Source organism: Mycobacterium shunyiense (assembly GCF_058270075.1).
The window spans coordinates 169,329-186,269 of the sequence record NZ_JBZDPU010000017.1 but is presented as its reverse complement, the minus strand read 5'-3'; the positions used below and the strand labels follow the sequence as shown (position 1 = coordinate 186,269).

Below are 16,941 nucleotides of genomic sequence, written 5' to 3'. Positions count from 1 at the left end.
CGCCATGGAGGTGTCCCGCCGGTTTATTTCCACGTACGAAACACGTTGCGCTACAACAATACGACAACCGGTGCCGCCGGTTCGACAGCACGCCAACAGCATCTGCTCAGCATGGACGCGCCGATGACCCGCTGTTCCGCCCACCAACTCACGGACCGGGGGTTGGCCAGCGGAGAAATGTGCCAAATTTGTTAAGGAAGCTGAAGCCGGACCCCCTGTGGGGCTAGACAAGTAGGAAGGAAGGCGCGGATGAGTCCTTCGTCGCCGCCGTCATCGGCCCGGCCGGGTTCGGCGATCAAGCTGAACGCAATGCGTGTCACCCAGCGCGCCATGGTGTCGGCGGTGAGGTCGTCGCGAACTTCGCCGGCCTCCATGGCGACTTCGAGCCGTCGGCCCAGAACATGTGCAAGGTTCTGGTTCCAAGTTTCGGACGCTTCGGCCGCGTGAAAGGTCTTGCCAAGATCGTCAGCGCCGATCAGCAGTGCCATGGTGGGCGAGTTTCGTGCGGCCCGCAGCCCGACCGTGGTGGCGTTTACGAGTTGGTCCAGGAAGGGCTCCTCGGTGTCCCAACAAGGTTCGGAGACGTCAAGCACGGCGCGGACCGCTCGCACAAAAGATGCGGCCAGCAGCGCGTCCTTGGTGGGGAAGTAGTCATACACCGTGCGGCGATGCACACCGGCCCTGTTCGCGATATCACTCATCCGGGTGCGGCTGACGCCGCGCTCGACATAGCACGCTTCGGCGGCCTCAAGCAGTCGCTCCCTGGCCTGCTCTTCGCCGACGGGCGCGTCGGCACCCCATGGTGCAGCCCGCCGTGAACTCGTCCGCCCTGACACGCCCGCCATTCTTGCAACCCTCGATCGCGCGCTTCCTTGACTGCAAACCACGTTCCACCCTACCGTGTGGTGGCAACCACAATATTGAGAATATGTGGTCCAGGGCTCGACCGATGAAGCGGTTCAACATGTTGATCTTTCCGTAACGACGTGCACCTAGTAATCTATGTTGTCTATGTGATCCATATCTCGACAAGTTGAAAACGTTCGTCGATACTGTCGCGGACTGAAGTCTCATTGATGAGTCACTGATTAAAGGTAAGCGCACATGGAGCCCTGGCCCGAGGATGGATGTGGGTAGATGCAGAAACCGATGACCGGGGTGCGCGTCCTGGAAGTCGCGCAGTTCACCTTCGTGCCCTCGGCGGGCGCCGTCCTCGCGGACTGGGGTGCCGACGTCATCAAGATCGAGAATCCGGTGACGGGCGATGGGCAACGGGGCCTGGTGACTGTCGGCGGTCGCTCGGCCACTGCGCCAGGGGTCGCGTTTGCTCCCATGATGGAAGCACCGAACCGCGGCAAGCGCAGCGTCGGCCTGTCCCTTGCCCTCAACCAGTCGCGCCCGGTGTTCGAGGAACTTGTCCGTCGCAGTGATGTTTTCCTGACCAACTACCTTCCGCAGGCGCGGGCCAAGCTACGCATCGACCTCGATGAGATCCGGCGGATCAACCCGGCGATCATCTACGTCGCCGGCAGTGGATTCGGCAGCGAAGGACCGGATCGAGATACCGGCGCACACGATGTCACGGCGTTCTGGGCGCGTTCGGGCAGTGCCGACGGGGTGACGCCCGCCGACTCGGAAGTGCCGACCGGCATCCCGGCCGGGGGTTACGGCGACAACATGGGTGGCATCACCATCGCAGGTGCGGTAGCCGCGGCGCTGTACGGCAGGCAGGCCACGGGCCAAACCTCCGTCATCGACGTTTCTCTGCTGGCGGTCGGGGCGTGGGCCAACCAGTTCAACCTGAACCTGGCGATGCTGTATGACTGCCCGCTTCCCAAGATCGACCACCAAGGCCAGGCCCCGGGCAACCCGCTGACCGGGGCCTACCGGTGCTCGGATGGCCGGTTCATCCAGTTGTCGATGCTGCAGCCGACCCGCTACTGGTCACCCATATGCCGGCTGTTCGGTCTGGAGGGGGCTGCCGACGACGAGCGGTTTGCCTCGCTGGAGTCGCTCGCGGCACACGCCGACGAGGCCACGGCACTCATCGGACGGGCAATCGGTTCGCGGACCTTCGAAGAGTGCAAACGCCTACTCAGCCTGTCGGGCGGCCAGTGGGCGCCGGTGCAGGATGCCTGGGAGGCCGCCAACGACCAGGCACTGATCGCCAACGGGCGCATCGCCGATGTCGTTGATGCACAGGGTAATAAGCAGCGATTGGTGGCCAATCCGGTGAAGTTCGACGAGGCGGCCGCCCACCTCACCCGCGCACCGATGTTCGCCGAGCACACCGACGAGGTGTTGCGGGAGTTGGGCATTGGTGATCACGACCTGGTCGAGCTGAAGATCGAAGGGGCAATCACCTGACCAACGACGGAGGTGGCGTGAACCCGGGGTTCACCAACGCCGATGCCATGCCGCTGCCGATGGGCCCCGACTTGTCGAACAGCGTGGCGACGCCGGTGCCGACTCCGGCATTTCCGTAGTGCGTCAACGAGGCCAAGCCGATGTAGGGACCTTCGGGCAGCCGGCTGAGTGTGAGGGTGTAGTCGGCGTTGATGAATTGCAGCCCGTCGGTACCCCAATGGGTTATCGAGCTGGTCACATCCCCCGCCATCGCGGCGCGAATGAAAGGGGACAGCGGCTCGTCGTCGACGAGCGACTTTGTCTCTCGCACCCACGCGAATTTCTGCCCACCGTGGCGCCACTCGTCGACCCCGACACCCGGGCTGCCCGCAACCCGATCGCGGCCGTAGGAATGGAACAACATGAGGTCGCCGTCATTGACCGCATCGAGTTCAGCGGGGATCTCCGGCATCGCCATAGGCGTTGTCCACACGTTGTCTGTGGTGTGCTCGCCGCGACGGAGGAACAATGCGCTGGCCCGTGCCACCATGACGTTGTTCTGAGTCATGATCGCGTCGACGAGTCGAAGTCGGCGGCCGTCACGCACCACAGAGGAATGCACCTGCAGGGGTGACAGCGCGACGGGTCTGATCAGATCGACCGTCAGTCGGGCGGGCTGCCAGTCGGCATCGACAGCGTTGACTTCCTGCTCGACCGCTCGCCCGAGCAACCCGCCGACGTAGTGACCGCTGAGTGACGGGCCCCATGGCCCTTGTGTCAAAGGGGTTGGCATGTAACGAGCGCCGTCGCTGACAAAGAAGGAACTGGGCACTACCTTCACCGTTCGATCAGTTGGGACGCCAGCACGTCGATATCGGTGCGGAAGTCGCTGAAACTCCGGCTGGCCGGCTCGATGGTGATCCAGGTGACGCCCGCCTCAGCGTACGCGTCGACCTTGGGCCGCACTGCAGACGAGAACGCTGTGCAGTCGCCGCTGACGAGCAAGTCAGCCTCGAATGGCACGAACGACACGTCGGCCGGGCCACGGGCGAGCTCAGTCCGCTTCTTGTTCACCGAACCTATCCATTCACTGAGCGTCCCAATATCTTCCAGTGGTCGAGCCCGGGTGATGGCGGCCATCTCGCCCGATGCGGCCATCGGCATCCAGCCGTCGGCCACCTCGATCACACGGCGCTGTGCGGCGGTGCTGTTGCCGCCGATCCAAATCGGAGGTCCACCGTCCGTCAGTGGTGGCGGAAGCGCGATGTGTCCGCTCACCCCGAATTCCGGACCGTCGTGGTCGACGCCGGCCCAGGTGGCCCGCCACGCCGCGATCGCTTCGTCTAGCAGTGCACCGCGACGGCCGAAATCGGTTCCCAATGCCTCGAATTCGGACTTCAGATAGCCCGCACCGGTGCCGAGGGTGAAGCGGCCGCCGGACAGTAGGTCCAGACTTGCGGCTCCCTTGGCCGTCAAGAACGGGCTGCGATAACCCGACACCAGGATGTAGGTCATCACCCGGATGCGGGTGGTCGCGGCAGCGGCGAAACTCAACGATACAAACGGGTCGAACGCATGGTGGCCGCCGTGGGCCAACCACTCCTTATCGGGGTAGGGGTGCTCGGACATCGCGAACCCGTCGAAGCCGGCCTCTTCGACCAGCCGCGCGATATCGCCGATGGTGGCGCCCTCGGACCACCGATTCCAATGCTTGACCGCCCGCATCGGGAACATCAGGTTGTAGCGCACGTGACCCCTATCGCCAGCAATTAGTGAACTATATAACTATCTTGGTAATGACCTGGCAATGACCTCACGTGAACTTCGGTGGCACCTTCACCAAGCCGCTTGACCCGCAGGTCACGGAACCACCGTTCCAGCGGCAATCTTGGACCTGGGTATCAGTCGTGCGCTCCTCAGCGGGTTCGCGGCTTCTTCTTGTTGTTGAGCGAGTCGGGGGTCGCGCCGGCGTTGCCGAGGTCGGTGTAGAACTTGCCGTGGCGAGCGGCGATCGTGGGCGGCAGATCCCGTGCTTCCCACATCGCCCGCACCGTTCCCTGAATCCCTTCGGGCCGGCGCGCGGCGATCTCGGCCGCCAACTCGGCGGCGCGGCTGCGCAGCTGATCGTCCGGGACGATCTCGGTAACCAGGCCGATGCGCAGGGCAGTCTGGGCCGTCATCCGCTCCTCGCTGCCGAGCAGCGCCCAGCGCATCACCTCGCCGTAGGGCACGCCCAGGGGAAGCATGCCCATCGGCTCCAAGGCCGAGACGATGCCCGCGTTGGCATGGGGATCGAAAAAGGTGGTGGTCTCGGCGCAGATCGAGAAGTCGCATTCGTTGACGAAATACATCGCACCGCCGGCGACGATGCCGTGCAGGGCGGCAATGACCGGCTTCCACACCTTGTGCGCCTTCGGCCCCAGCAGCTCGCCCGGGTCCTCCTGGTTGAAGATGGACTTGTGCGTCCACCAGGTCCCTTGGGCGACGTCGATGCCGGTGCAGAAGGCCCGGTCACCGTTGGCCTGTAATACCGCGACGTGGATGTCGTCGTCGTCGCGAACCCGGGCCCAGACCGTCGCGAGATCGGCGGCCATCTGTTCGGTGAAGCTGTTCAACTTTTCGGGACGATTGAGCGCCACGGTGGCGACGTGGTCGCTGACGTGAAACTCGATGGTGCTCAGGCTGGTCGCGTCGGTCACGGCAGCTCCTCTGTCGATCCAATGGATACCGGCATCATCGCACTCCATCGCTGACATCATTCACCTGGTTAGCTATCTCGCATTCGAGGATCTTCCCGCGGGTGACCTGACTCGTCCTGTCGCAGCATCATGCTTTGCAACTGAGCTCGGGTATCACTGGGCAGCGGACAAGGTCCGTCGTCGTCGACCGCCACCAGCACGGTGTCGCACAGACTGATGCACTGATCGCCGAGGAAGACGGCCGAGGATGCGACGAACGAGGACGTCCCCACCCGCCCGACGCCGACGGCCGCCCGGAAAGTGTTGGGCCACAACGTCTCGGCCAGAAAATGCACCACGTTCTGCGCGCTGACCAGACGCAACTGTCGTTGTTGCGGATCATAGGTTCCGGGCAGCACAACGGCGTTCATCCTGGCGCGCACGTCCTCGTGTAGCGACTCGATGGCCAGGTTGTTGATATGTCCGTAGGCGTCCATATCGGCGTACCGCACCTGCATGTCCACGGTGATGGGGTACATGGCGATGTCGGATCGTTTGGGATGCGGCCGGTCGACCCGCTGGAACAGTCCGCTGTCGTCCTGGCTCACGGCTGGTCCGGACGCAGTTCGATGAACAGTCCTTCGGCCTCGGCGCACAAGGTATCGCCGTCCTTCAGCTCAGCTCGCAGCAGCCGTTTGCGGCCCTCCTCGTTGGCGAACCACCCGCGCACCGTCAGCTCCTTGCCGACCAGCGTGATGGACCGGAAGTCGGTGTGCAGATAGGCCGTTCGCGACGGCGCCCGGCCGCCGGAGTTGGACAGGCGGCCCAGCACCTCGTCGAAGAGCAGCGGGATCGCACCACCGTGCACAGCGCCCCCTCCGCCGAGGAAATATCGACCGAACCGCACCGTGCCCCGCACGCTGTCCCGGTCGCCGTCGACCGGCACGAAGTTCGGCGACATGGTCTGGCCGCGACCGGGCAGGTCGAGCCGGCGGGCGAAAATCTGGCGCCGTTCACCGACCACGGCCGGCGCCAACCGGTCGGACCAGCCACGCAGGTCCCGGGCCAGCTCCACCGTCGTCGCGGTATCCGGCGCCGCGGCGGCAACGCCATCGAGGAAGTCCCGCAATGCCGCGATCATGTCCCCATACTCAGGACCGCCGCCTGGATTGCGGAGGGCAGGCTCCTGCCAGGTGCGCATCTGCGGAAATCCACCGCGGATCGCGGAATCTTCGGTCATAGGCCGCACCATACAGGTATACATCTAACGCTAATGCATTGACATTAATCTGTGGCGCTGCCATGCTGACGTGGCGCGCATCACAACGCTGCGTCAAGACCTTTGGGGCTCACACGGAGGAGCGAATATGGCGGCAGATCACCCGGCAACCGAGGGCCCCCTGGCCGGCCTGGTGGTGGTCGACCTGTCGACCACGCTGCCTGGTGCGCAGGCGACGCAATTCCTCGCCGACTGCGGTGCCGAGGTCATCATGGTCGAACCGCCCGACGGTAGCCCGCTGCGTGATCTGGCCGGCTGGCCCGCGTTGCTGCGCGGTAAACGCAGCGTCACGCTCGATCTGCACGACGACGCCGATCTGAACCGGTTGCGAGCGCTGTTGCGTCGTGCCGATGTCACGGTCAACACGCTGCGACCCGCATCCGCGGAGCGACTCGGCCTGAGTCCTGCGGTGTTGTCCGAGCGGTATCCGCGGTTGGTGGTCGCCAACATCACCGGTTGGGGATCGACCGGGCCGTGGCGCGACTACAAGGGCTGGGAGGCCCTCGTCATGGCGAAGACCGGCGTCATGCACGAGAAGCGCGGTCTGACCCAGCGCCCAGGGCCGGCCTACATTTCGACGCCCTATGCGTCCTGGGGAGCCGCGCACGCTGCGGTTCAGGGAATTCTGGCCGCGCTCATCGAGCGTGACACCAGCGGGCTGGGCCAGATCGTCGAGTCGAATCTGATCACCGGCATGGGGTCGATGGACCCGTACAACTGGTTCTACGAGATGGTGCTCGAACGCTATCCCGGGGCGTTCGAGCCGATGGACGCCGCCTATGACGAATTGGGACGTCCGCAGGCCTACCTCATCTATGCCTTGCTGGTCGCTCCCACCAAAGACGGGCGTTGGCTGCAGTTCGCGCAGGTCTCACCGCGGCTCATTCACGCGTGGCTGACCGAGCTCGACCTGTTGGGGGAGCTGGCCGACCCGAAGTGGCAGGGCTTCCCGATGCTTCCCACCCCCGAAATCCGTACGGAGTGGTGGGACATGATGCTGGAAAGGGTGGGCGCCCGCACGCTGGCCGAATGGGAAGAGGCCATGGCCGCCAATCACGACCTGTCCGGTGAGCTGTTCCGTACCCCGGACGAGGCACTGGATCATCCCCAGGTTGTCCACGATGGCCGCGCCGTCACCGTGATCGATCCGGAGCTCGGGCCGGTGCGCCAGCCCACCACACTCATTCATTCCGAGGGCAAACCGCTGACCGAAATCCGGCCTGCGCCCCGCCTGGGTGAACACAACTCGTCAGTGAGCTTCGAAGCGCCCGACGCCGGCAATCGGCAGGCCGTCGACAATTCGGCCGATCTACCGCTGGCCGGGGTGACGGTGCTGGAGTTCGGCAGCATGTTCGCCGGTCCCTACGGAACGACGCTGCTGACCGATCTGGGCGCGCGCGTGATCAAGGTCGAGCCGTTGGAAGGCGACAACATCCGCAACCTCGTGGCTTTCCCCGAGGCAGGCGGGGCAAAGGTGTTGCAGGGCAAGGAAAGTGTCGCAATCGACTTCACCAAGGCCGAAGGGCTGGAGCTCGTCTACGAGCTGGCGAAACGGTCGGACCTGGTGCTGCAGTGTTTCCGCGGCAATGCCGCCGAACGGGCCGGAATCGACGAAGCCAAGCTCAAGGCGGCGAACCCCGACCTCGTGGTGCTGGGTATGTCCGGATATGGCGCCGACGGGCCGTATGCCCATCGGTCGGCCTATGCGCCGTCGATCGGCGCCGCATCAGGACTGTCCATGATCGACAGCCGCGGCGCGGCGACTCGGCCGGCAGACCTCGACGAAGCACACCAGCGTGCGGTGACCCTGCACGCCGCGGGTGCGGTGCCGGCAGTCCAGTCCGATGGCATCGCCGCCCTGGGAGTCGCGTCGGCGCTGCTGGTCGGCCTGTACGCCAAGCGCCGCGGGATAGTACTGCCGCACCTGACCGCCTCGATGTTCGGCACCGCATTGCAGGCGGTGATCAACCACAACACCGGATACGCCGGACGACCTGCGGTCCAATCCGCTGACGACGAGTTCTACGGCCTGAACGCGCTCTATCGGATGTACCGCGCCGCCGATGGCTGGGTGTTTCTGGCGGCGCCACTGGCTCGCGAGTGGCCGGCGTTCACCAAGGCCATGGCGTCCTACGTCGACCTGCACGCCGACGAGCGGTTCGCGAGCCAGGCGTCACGGACCGAGCATGACCAGGTTCTGATCGACGTGCTGACGCCGGTGTTCGCCACAAAAACGGCGACGGAATGGGAGCGCGAGCTCTCGTCGCAGGACGTCGGTTGCGTCGAAGTGGCGGAACGCAACTCGGAGATCCTTCTGCAGACCGACCCGTTCTTCGAGGCCGGGTATGCGGTCGAGGCGCACAGCCCCATTTTCGAAGAGCATCGCCGGTTGGCTCCGCTGTGCCGATTCTCGCGATCGCGGACAAGGGCCGATGCCGGCTGCACGATTGGCCAGCACACCGATTCGGTACTGCACGAGATCGGCGTCGACGACGACAGGATCGCCACCCTGCGGGCCGCCAAAGTGATCGGCGGCGACAGCTGAGCGACTCAGCTCTCTCCCTGGCCGGCGATGAGCCCACGAGTCTCATACGACACCGGTGCGGTGAGCATGCCGACCCAGGCATCGACGTAATTGTGCAACTGTGCCTCACCCACTCCGTGGCCAACGCGCGCTGCCGCGGCCAGTACGTTGATCAAGCTGGTGTAAAGCTGGAACGTCCGGCCACGCCGGATCCGCTCAGGCAGATCCTGCAGTGCGCCGTCGACCAGGTCCTCCAGTCTTTCCTGGGTCCATGCGTCTTCAAGGTGGTCCGGCCAGTAGTCGCTGCGCGCGCGGGGGTCCTCCATCAGGCGGGCCAGGAACGGCACGAACATTTCACCCGCAGCGATGCTGTTCGCCAACGGCCGCACCAGCAGCCAGATCACGGCACGGGGATCGGCCTCCTTGCCCTCGGCGCGCATCGCCTCAAGCATCTGATGGCGGTCGGCTTCGAGGGTGTGCTGGCGGTGCGCGATGAGCCCGCGGATGAGGCCTTCACGAGAGCCGAAGTGGTACCGGATCACCGAGGTGTTGGACTGCCCGGCGGCCGCCTGGATCTCACGCAGGGTAACCGCCTCGATCCCGCGGGTAGCGAACAAGCGCTCGGCAACCTCCATCAGCATCACCCGGGTCGACTCACCCGAAGCATTACGGCGCCGGGTCGCAGTGGGCGTATCGGTGCCCAGTTCGGTCATCGGTGCTCCTCCCATCGCTCACAGTTTCGCCCCTTGAGGGGGTCCAGGAAAATAGTAATGGGATAGCATTAAAAATGCTGGACTTCGCGTCTCGCCGCTGGCATCATCACCTGAAGAGCCCGCACACCTTGAAGGAGCAATGAGCATGATCTGGACGAATTCGGGCGACTCCCACTTCCTGGAACCCGAGGATCTGTGGCAGTCCCGCTTGCCCAAGCGCCTCGCGGATCTCACCCCGCGCGCAGAGAAGGACCCCGACGGCGAGTATGAGACGGTCTCCGTTGACGGGCAGATCTTCCGGCGGAAGCTGCCGTCCTCGGCGATGGTCGCCTTTGTTGAAGAGAGCATGAAGCCGCAGGGCATCCGCGACGCCAAGGCCCGACTGGGCGACCTCGACAAGGAGGGTGTCTGGGGGGAGGTGATCTTCCCTTCTCTGGGGATGTGGGGATCGACCTTCCGCACCCCGGAGTTGCTGAAGGCATGCATGCGAGCCAGTAACGAGTGGGCGTTGGAGGAAATCGTCTCCGTTTCGCCCCGGTACGTCGTGACCGCTCAGGTCTCCACTCTGGTGGTCGAAGATGCGATCGAGGAATTGCACTGGGCGGCGGGCCAGAACTTCAAGGCCGTGTTCCTGCCCACCACGCCACATCCGAGCGCACCTGACTGGCATCGCAAGGAATGGGAGCCGTTCTGGGCGGCGGCCGAGGAGGCCGGCATCGTGATCGCGTTCCACATCGGGACCGACCCGGTCGACATGACCGTCGGCGGCGCCACCGGGGGAGCGGGCATGGTCTACCGGGGCCCGGGCGGGGCCATCATGAACTACGCCGAGACGACGTTCTCCGGCCAGCGCGCCGCGATGAAGATGGTGGCGTCCGGGGCTCTCGATCGTCACCCCAAGCTCAAGGTCCTGATCTCCGAGGGTGGTGCGACCTGGGTGCCGTTCCTGGGCGACCGGCTGCTGGAGGGTTACCGTCAGCACCATATGGCGGTGCGGCCCAAGCTCACTCGCAGCCCGAAGGAAATTCTCTACACCCAGGTGTACGCGTCCTTCCAACATGACGAGACGGCGGTGGCCGCGTACGACCACATGGGCTATAAGAACGTGATGTTCGGTAGCGACTACCCGCACATGGAAGGCACTTTCGGCCACACGCAGGACACACTCAAGGGCCTCTTCGACGGTGTGAGCGACGAGACTCGATTGCGGATCACCCAGGGCACCTTCTACGAGCTCTTCCCCGATGTCCCGCCTATCCCGACCGAATTCGTCTGAGCCCGTGACCAATAACGCAGGGCTGCGCGACGTCGCCATCGTCGGCATCGGTGCAACGCCGTATTACAAGCGGGGCGGTTCTCTGCCGAAGACGACCACCGAGTTGGCCTGTGAGGCCATTCTCGCGGCATGTGAGGACGCCGGTCTCCCGGTGACAGACATAGACGGCTTTGCTTACTACTCGGGTGCCTCCGCCGGATACACCGACAAGATGGACACCGCGGATTTCATGGAAACCCTTGGGATTCCAGAAGTCCGGTTCACCGCAGCGCTCACGTCGGGCGGCGGTGGCTCAGCCGGTGCGATCGGTTTGGCGCGGGCCGCCATCGTCGCAGGTGACGCTTCGGTGGTGGTGACGGTGATGGCGCTGCAACAGTCCAAACAGCGTCTGGGATCTGTGTTCTCGGCTCTGGAGCCGGATCCGGTCAACTCGTTCCTGCAGCCGTCGGGTCTGGCCGGCCCGGGCCAACTGATGTCGGTGCTCGCACGCCGTCATATGCACCTGTACGGGACCCGTCGCGAAGCCTTCGCCGAAATCGCATTGTCCACCCGGGCGAACGCGGCCAACCGGCCCAAGGCCATGCACCCCGAACCGCTGACTCTCGAGGACTACTTCCATGCACGGATGATCGCGGATCCGCTGTGCCTCTACGATTTCTGCCAGGAGACAGACGGCGCGGTGGCAGTGATCACGACCGCGGCGGACCGGGCGGCCGACCTACGGCAGCCTGCTGTTCCGGTGGTGGCGGCAGCCCACGGTGGTGTCAAAGACTGGGGCAGGGCATTCGCCTGGATGGGGATGCCCGATGAGTACTTCGCATCATCGGGCAACAAGCCCATCGCCGACCGGCTGTACCAGCGGGCCGGCATCAATCCCGACGACATCGACGTGGCGTTGCTCTACGACCACTTCACGCCGATGGTGCTGATGCAGTTGGAGGACTACGGGTTCTGTGCCAAGGGAGAAGGCGGCGCGTTCGTCGAAAGCGGCGCCATCCGCTATGACGGGGGCAGTATCCCCGTCAACACCCACGGCGGCCAGCTCTCCGAGGCTTACATCATCGGAATGACTCACATCATGGAAGGGGTGGAGCAGATGCGCGGCACCGCCATCAATCAGGTCGCTGACGCCGAGCTGGCGCTCGTTACCGGCGGTCCGGCCAGCATCCCGGTCAGTGGACTCATTTTGGGGAAGTCGTCATGAGCGCCTCGACCGCCACACTGGCCACCACGATTCCCGGCGAGCACATCCGGATCGCGGTGGATGCGACGACCGAGCCGTTCTGGGTGGCTGCCAAGGACAGACGTCTGGTTGCCCCGCAGTGTGGTGACTGCCGCACCTTCCGGCTGCCTCCGACACCGTTCTGTCCCAATTGTCAGTCCAAGGCGGTCAACTGGATCGAACTCTCCGGTGAGGCCACGGTATACAGCTTTGCGGTTGTGCACGGATTCCCCGGAATGCCCGACCTGGTCCTGGTGCCTGCGGTGCTCGATCTGCCCGATGCGCCCGGGGCCCGCCTGGTGTCCAATGTCGTCGACGTCGTACCCGAGGAGGTGAAGATCGGAACGCGCCTGCAGGTCGACTTCACCCCGATCACCGACGGCTGGCTGCTGCCGATCTTCCGGGTCGCGCCGTCCCCAGCAAGCAAGGAGTGAGCACATGTCCGACGACAGCGCGTTGCACGAAAAACCACTGGAGTTCCTGACCAGCATCGCCAATACCGGCGGGGACTGCGACGGGCAGGCGATCCTTCCTGAGAACGGTCATTACCGGTGCACCTGCTCCTGCGACAACTGGGACATCGAGGTCGATGATCCACAGGAAGGTCTGCGCCGGGCCAGGATTCACACCGGCAGCATCGCCGACTAGATACTAGGAGCGCTAGGATCCATGGGAAATCTGGAGGGCAAGGTCGCCTTCATCACCGGTGCTGCACGCGGTCAGGGCCGCGCGCATGCAGTCCGATTGGCGGCCGATGGCGCGGACATCATCGCGTTGGACATCTGCCACGACATCGAATCGATCGACTACCCCCAAGCCACTCCCGATGATCTTGCCGAGACGGTGAAGCTGGTCGAGGGACAGGGTAGGCGCATCATCGCTCGCCAGGCCGATGTGCGCGACGCTGACGCCGTGGAACGGGTGGTCGCCGAAGGGCTCGTCGAATTCGGACGCCTCGACATCGTGATCGCCAATGCCGGTGTGGTCCGGTTAAGCGGCGATACCGACGCGAGGCAGACCTTCCGCGACATCATCGACGTCAACCTGATCGGCGCGTGGAACACCGTGCAGGCTGCGACTCCCGCACTGATCGATGGCGGCCGCGGGGGATCCATCGTCATCACCAGCTCGAGCGCGGGCCTCAAGGGCACCGGAACCGACCGGGCCGGCGGCCAGGCCTACACCGCGTCCAAACGCGGACTGGTCGGTCTGATGCAGGTGTGGGCAAATGAACTGGCGCAGTACTCCATTCGCGTCAACACCATCCACCCGACCGGCGTCGCGACGGGCATGGTGATGAACGAAACCATGGGCAAGCTCTTCGAGGCGGGTGACGTGGCGGTGGCGGCCATGCAGAACGCGCTGCCGATCTCGATTCTGATGCCGGAGGACATCGCCGGCGCGGTGGCGTTCTTGGTGTCCGATGAGGCGAAATTCATCACCGGCACGGCTTGGCCCCTCGACGCCGGCTTCGCGGTGCGGTAGCGGTAGCGGTACAGAAAGGGATACCCAGATGACCAGTGCAGCAGTCGAAACCGAAACGGAGCTGGAGACCGGAGAGGTGCTCATCGACGGGGCCGCCAACCTCGACGTGACCCGGCCGTTCGGTGGTATCGGAATCAGCGGCAGGGTCTCGAAGAATTCCTCCGGATCAAGACGGTCAGCATGGCCTGACGTGGCCGCCGCAACAGCGACGCGACCCGTACCGCACATAGTTGACCTGGTGTGATGAGTCGGATCCACCGGCTGCGCTGGTTTCCTCCAAATATGACAGTCAACTGTCGTAACATTGCGTCACGCGGCCGCTTCGAACTCGTGCTCGGCAGCAGTCACCGTGGAAGGGGAACATGAGCGAAAAGCATTTCAGGTCAACATGTCCCGTCCTGAATGTCGAGATGAACACGCCGGACTCCGCGGCATTGGCCCACTTCCGTCGGCTCGACGAATGTCAGGACGCGGCGGGGCCGATATTCCGCAACACCGAGGCCGGCATGGACTACTGGGTGTTCACCGACAACGCGGTGATCCTGGACGGTTTGCAGCACCCCGAGCTCTGGTCCAGCAGTGTCATCGTGCCGACCGAACCGGAGCCGCCGTACAAGTGGATTCCGATCATGATCGATCCACCAGATCACGCCAAGTGGCGACAGGTGTTGGCGGAGTACTTCTCGCCCGGTCGGGTGAAGGGCCTGCGTAACGCGCAGCAGACGTTGGCTGCCACCCTCATCGACCAACTGGTCGACGAAGGCGCGTGCGACTTCGTCGAACGAATCTCGCGGGTGTTCCCGTCGACGGTCTTTCTGACGATCATGGGCATGCCTGTCGAGGATCTGGAGAAGTTCCTCGTGTGGGAGGACATGATCCTGCATCAGAGCGGCGTGGGTGAGGAAGTCAACGCCGCCCGACTCGAGGGTATGACGCACGTGATGGGCTACTTCTCAGGGCTGATTCAACAGCGCCGGGAGAATCGCGACCCGGATGCCGACGACATCGTCAGCAAGGCCATCGACTGGACGATCGACGGTGAACCGATCAACGACCTGGAGCTACTCAACTGCCTCCTGCTGTTGTTCATGGCAGGCCTCGACACGGTGTCCAACCAGTTGTCCTACGCGATGCTGCACCTGGCCTCCCATCCGGACGACCGGGCCAGGATCGTAGCCGAACCTGAACTCATTCCGAAGGCGGTGGAGGAATCGCTGCGGGTCTATCCAATCGTGCAAACAGCGCGAAAGGCCACACAGGACATGAACTTCCACGGATGTCCGGTCCGGGCCGGCGATATGGCGTCGTTCTCGTTGGCGTTTGCGGGCCGCGACGAGTCGGCCTATATCGATGCCCGCAAGTTCGATCTCGACCGGGGCGTCACGCGTCACCTCTCGTTCGGCGGAGGGCCACACCGGTGCCTCGGTTCGCACCTCGCCCGCCAGGAAATGGCGGTGGTTCTGGAGGAGTGGCACAAGCGCATTCCGGACTACGAACTCGATGGGGAGCCAATCGAACACGGAGGTCAAGTGTTCGGCGTGGATTCGCTCCGGCTGAGGTGGCGTTGACAATGGCGCCAATCTCTCTGACGTTCGACGTCACCGCAGGTGTCGCTTCCGGTGAGAAGCTGACACAGGCCGCGTGGGTCTTCCTGCCCGAGCATCCGGCCGAGGCGCGTGGTGTACTGCTTTGCCTTGCCGGCGGCACCTATGACAAGCACTACTGGCATCTCGACATCGACGGTCACCCTGGGTACAGCTTCGGCGAACACCTTGCCGCCGCCGGCTTCATCGTGATCGCGGTGGATCATCTTGGTGTCGGCGGGAGCGCCGACCCAGTTGCCTCGGGTCCCCTTGGATTGGAGTTACTCGCGAAAGGCGACGCCGAAGTCGCGCGCCAGATCCGGGAACGGTTGCCCAGTGGTGAATTACACGAGGATCTTCTGCCGATCACTGCCCCGCTGATCGGTGTCGGACATTCGATGGGTGCCTGCCTGACAACCATGGTGCAGGCCACGACGCACCCCTATGACGCCGTAGTGCTGTTGGGCTATGGCGTGCAGATCACCAATGTGTACGGGGACACTGCTGACGCAGTGGAGTTGGAGCAGCGGATCCAGCAGACCATCGAGTTGTCTTGTCAGATAACCGGGGCCGACCCCACCGACTCCCATACCTTCGCTCCACGCGAATACCTGAGCGACCTGTTCTATGCCGGGGAGGTGCCGCAAGAGGTTGTCGATGCGGATACCGCAGTGCAGAGCCGTGTTCCGGTGCGGGCGGTTGGCGAGGTCACCACGCCGGGAATGGTCGAGCGTTACGCTCCGCTCGTGGACGTGCCAGTATTCCTGGCCTTCGGTGCCGTGCTGGACGTTTCGCCAGACACGCATGCAGAGCCCGCGAACTACACGTCTTCTCCCGACGTCACGTTGCATCTGGTTCCCCAGTCCGGGCACTGCCACAACTTCGCCAATTACCGCGTGCAATTGTGGGATCGGATCGCGACGTGGCTACCCACAGTTGTGCATGTCCCATCTGTCCAGATTTAGGAGAGTTCAATGACCCACACGATCGGATTTCTGGGAGCCGGCCAACTCGGGGAGCCGATGGTCGGGAGGTTGCTCGGCGCCGGGCACAACGTGCTGGTGTACAGCCGACGAGACGAGGTCCGGGACCGCCTCGCGGCGAGCGGTGCCAGGTTGGCCGGCTCGGTGGCAGAGTTGGCAGCGCACAGCGACATCTTGCTCTCGTGCCTGTTCTCCGATAGCCAGTTGCGCGAAACAGGCTTGGGCCCTGACGGTTTCATCGCCAACGCCAAGTCGGGCTCGGTGTTCGTCTCCCATACCACCGGCACTGTGTCCATCCTGGAAGCATTGCGGGACAGTTCCTCGTCGGCCCCGGTGATCTTGGACGCACCGGTCAGCGGCACGGCAGAGAACATCGCCGCGGGTACGCTCACCGTTCTGATCGGCGGACCGGTCGACACGGTCGAGAGGGTGACACCAGTGGTCGCGGCCTATGCGGACCCGATCGTGCCGACTGGCGAACTAGGCAGCGCACTGGCCATCAAGCTGATCAACAATCTGATGTTCGCTGCCAATGCCCAGCTTGTCGCCGCGGCAACAGAACTCGGTGACAAGTTGAACGTGGATTCAGGCGCGTTGCTCTCCGCGCTTCAGGTCTGCAGTGGCCGAAGCGGTGCCGCCGCGCACGCCCACCAAATTGGTGGTATCAACCGTTTCACGGAGCTGGCAGAACCGTTTCTGCGTAAAGATGTCGCGGCCTGCCGCGACGCTGCTGCCGAGGTCGGCGTTGATCTGGGCTTGCTCGGCAGGGTCGTACAGTCGGGACCGCTGGCGTTGACGGACAGCGCCCGCTGACCGCACACAGGTCACTTCTTCGACAAGGAGTCGCAGCAG

Annotated in this window: 18 protein-coding genes and 1 pseudogene; 11 read left to right on the top strand and 8 right to left on the bottom strand. The window is 64.1% G+C overall.

The features are described 5' to 3' along the window. Nucleotides 1-191: 191 nt before the first annotated feature. Nucleotides 192-845: a TetR/AcrR family transcriptional regulator gene (locus AC4ELH_RS21925; RefSeq protein ID WP_498886597.1), complete on the bottom strand. Its 654-nt coding sequence runs from the start codon at nt 843-845 to the stop codon at nt 192-194. 292 nt (nt 846-1,137) lie between these two features. Here AC4ELH_RS21925 and AC4ELH_RS21920 point away from each other — a divergent pair, with 292 nt between their 5' ends. Further along, entirely contained in the window at nt 1,138-2,367 is a 1,230-nt protein-coding gene (locus AC4ELH_RS21920) for a CaiB/BaiF CoA transferase family protein (RefSeq protein ID WP_498886595.1), read from the top strand. On the opposite strand, the gene AC4ELH_RS21915 is transcribed toward AC4ELH_RS21920, so the two are convergent. The 6 genes and pseudogenes from AC4ELH_RS21915 to AC4ELH_RS21890 form a co-directional block, all read right to left on the bottom strand. Continuing rightward, a complete protein-coding gene (locus AC4ELH_RS21915; protein WP_498886593.1) occupies nt 2,360-3,139 on the bottom strand; it encodes a thioesterase family protein in 780 nt (259 codons plus the stop codon). The two genes, AC4ELH_RS21920 and AC4ELH_RS21915, sit on opposite strands and share 8 nt — an antisense overlap. 44 nt (nt 3,140-3,183) lie before the next feature. Then, nucleotides 3,184-4,080 carry an LLM class F420-dependent oxidoreductase gene (locus AC4ELH_RS21910; RefSeq protein ID WP_498886888.1) on the bottom strand — a complete coding sequence of 299 codons (897 nt, stop codon included), beginning with the start codon at nt 4,078-4,080 and terminating at the stop codon, nt 3,184-3,186. A 51-nt stretch (nt 4,081-4,131) separates the two neighbouring features. Further along, nucleotides 4,132-4,232 (bottom strand): annotated as a pseudogene (locus tag AC4ELH_RS21905) (acyl-CoA dehydrogenase family protein); the annotation flags it as partial. A gap of 30 nt (nt 4,233-4,262) precedes the next feature. Further along, nucleotides 4,263-5,093 carry an enoyl-CoA hydratase/isomerase family protein gene (locus AC4ELH_RS21900; RefSeq protein WP_498886591.1) on the bottom strand — a complete coding sequence of 277 codons (831 nt, stop codon included), beginning with the start codon at nt 5,091-5,093 and terminating at the stop codon, nt 4,263-4,265. 20 nt (nt 5,094-5,113) lie between these two features. Then, nucleotides 5,114-5,632 carry an acyl-CoA thioesterase gene (locus AC4ELH_RS21895; protein ID WP_498886588.1) on the bottom strand — a complete coding sequence of 173 codons (519 nt, stop codon included), beginning with the start codon at nt 5,630-5,632 and terminating at the stop codon, nt 5,114-5,116. Then, complete coding sequence (locus AC4ELH_RS21890; protein ID WP_498886886.1) at nt 5,629-6,225, bottom strand: hotdog domain-containing protein; 597 nt, start codon at nt 6,223-6,225, stop codon at nt 5,629-5,631. Before AC4ELH_RS21890 ends, AC4ELH_RS21895 begins: the two co-directional genes overlap by 4 nt. A 166-nt stretch (nt 6,226-6,391) precedes the next feature. Here AC4ELH_RS21890 and AC4ELH_RS21885 point away from each other — a divergent pair, with 166 nt between their 5' ends. Beyond that, complete coding sequence (locus AC4ELH_RS21885) at nt 6,392-8,848, top strand: CaiB/BaiF CoA transferase family protein (RefSeq protein WP_498886587.1); 2,457 nt, start codon at nt 6,392-6,394, stop codon at nt 8,846-8,848. A gap of 5 nt (nt 8,849-8,853) precedes the next feature. On the opposite strand, the gene AC4ELH_RS21880 is transcribed toward AC4ELH_RS21885, so the two are convergent. Next, nucleotides 8,854-9,540 (bottom strand): TetR/AcrR family transcriptional regulator, encoded by a 687-nt coding sequence (locus tag AC4ELH_RS21880; protein ID WP_498886586.1) that lies wholly within the window; start codon nt 9,538-9,540, stop codon nt 8,854-8,856. Between the two features lie 139 nt (nt 9,541-9,679). On the opposite strand from AC4ELH_RS21880, the gene AC4ELH_RS21875 reads away from it, so the two are divergent. From AC4ELH_RS21875 to AC4ELH_RS21835, 9 genes are all read left to right on the top strand, one after another. Further along, nucleotides 9,680-10,816 (top strand): amidohydrolase family protein, encoded by a 1,137-nt coding sequence (locus tag AC4ELH_RS21875; RefSeq protein ID WP_498886584.1) that lies wholly within the window; start codon nt 9,680-9,682, stop codon nt 10,814-10,816. A gap of 4 nt (nt 10,817-10,820) precedes the next feature. Beyond that, nucleotides 10,821-12,020 (top strand): thiolase C-terminal domain-containing protein, encoded by a 1,200-nt coding sequence (locus AC4ELH_RS21870; protein ID WP_498886583.1) that lies wholly within the window; start codon nt 10,821-10,823, stop codon nt 12,018-12,020. Then, on the top strand, nt 12,017-12,472 hold the full coding sequence (locus tag AC4ELH_RS21865) for a Zn-ribbon domain-containing OB-fold protein (RefSeq protein ID WP_498886581.1): 456 nt from the start codon (nt 12,017-12,019) through the stop codon (nt 12,470-12,472). The genes AC4ELH_RS21870 and AC4ELH_RS21865 overlap by 4 nt, the downstream gene beginning before the upstream one ends. Nucleotides 12,473-12,476: 4 nt before the next feature. Beyond that, nucleotides 12,477-12,686, top strand: coding sequence for a hypothetical protein (locus AC4ELH_RS21860; protein ID WP_498886579.1), 210 nt, complete (start codon nt 12,477-12,479; stop codon nt 12,684-12,686). A 21-nt stretch (nt 12,687-12,707) separates the two neighbouring features. After that, nucleotides 12,708-13,523: a mycofactocin-coupled SDR family oxidoreductase gene (locus tag AC4ELH_RS21855; protein ID WP_498886577.1), complete on the top strand. Its 816-nt coding sequence runs from the start codon at nt 12,708-12,710 to the stop codon at nt 13,521-13,523. A 28-nt stretch (nt 13,524-13,551) separates the two neighbouring features. After that, nucleotides 13,552-13,767, top strand: a complete 216-nt coding sequence (locus AC4ELH_RS21850) for a hypothetical protein (RefSeq protein ID WP_498886575.1) — start codon at nt 13,552-13,554, stop codon at nt 13,765-13,767. Between the two features lie 166 nt (nt 13,768-13,933). Further along, nucleotides 13,934-15,091, top strand: coding sequence for a cytochrome P450 (locus tag AC4ELH_RS21845; RefSeq protein ID WP_498886574.1), 1,158 nt, complete (start codon nt 13,934-13,936; stop codon nt 15,089-15,091). A 2-nt stretch (nt 15,092-15,093) separates the two neighbouring features. Continuing rightward, the gene (locus tag AC4ELH_RS21840) at nt 15,094-16,071 is read left to right on the top strand and encodes an alpha/beta hydrolase (protein WP_498886572.1); all 978 of its coding nucleotides are present in this window, start codon (nt 15,094-15,096) and stop codon (nt 16,069-16,071) included. A gap of 9 nt (nt 16,072-16,080) precedes the next feature. Beyond that, nucleotides 16,081-16,902, top strand: coding sequence for an NAD(P)-dependent oxidoreductase (locus AC4ELH_RS21835; protein WP_498886570.1), 822 nt, complete (start codon nt 16,081-16,083; stop codon nt 16,900-16,902). Nucleotides 16,903-16,941 lie beyond the last annotated feature (39 nt).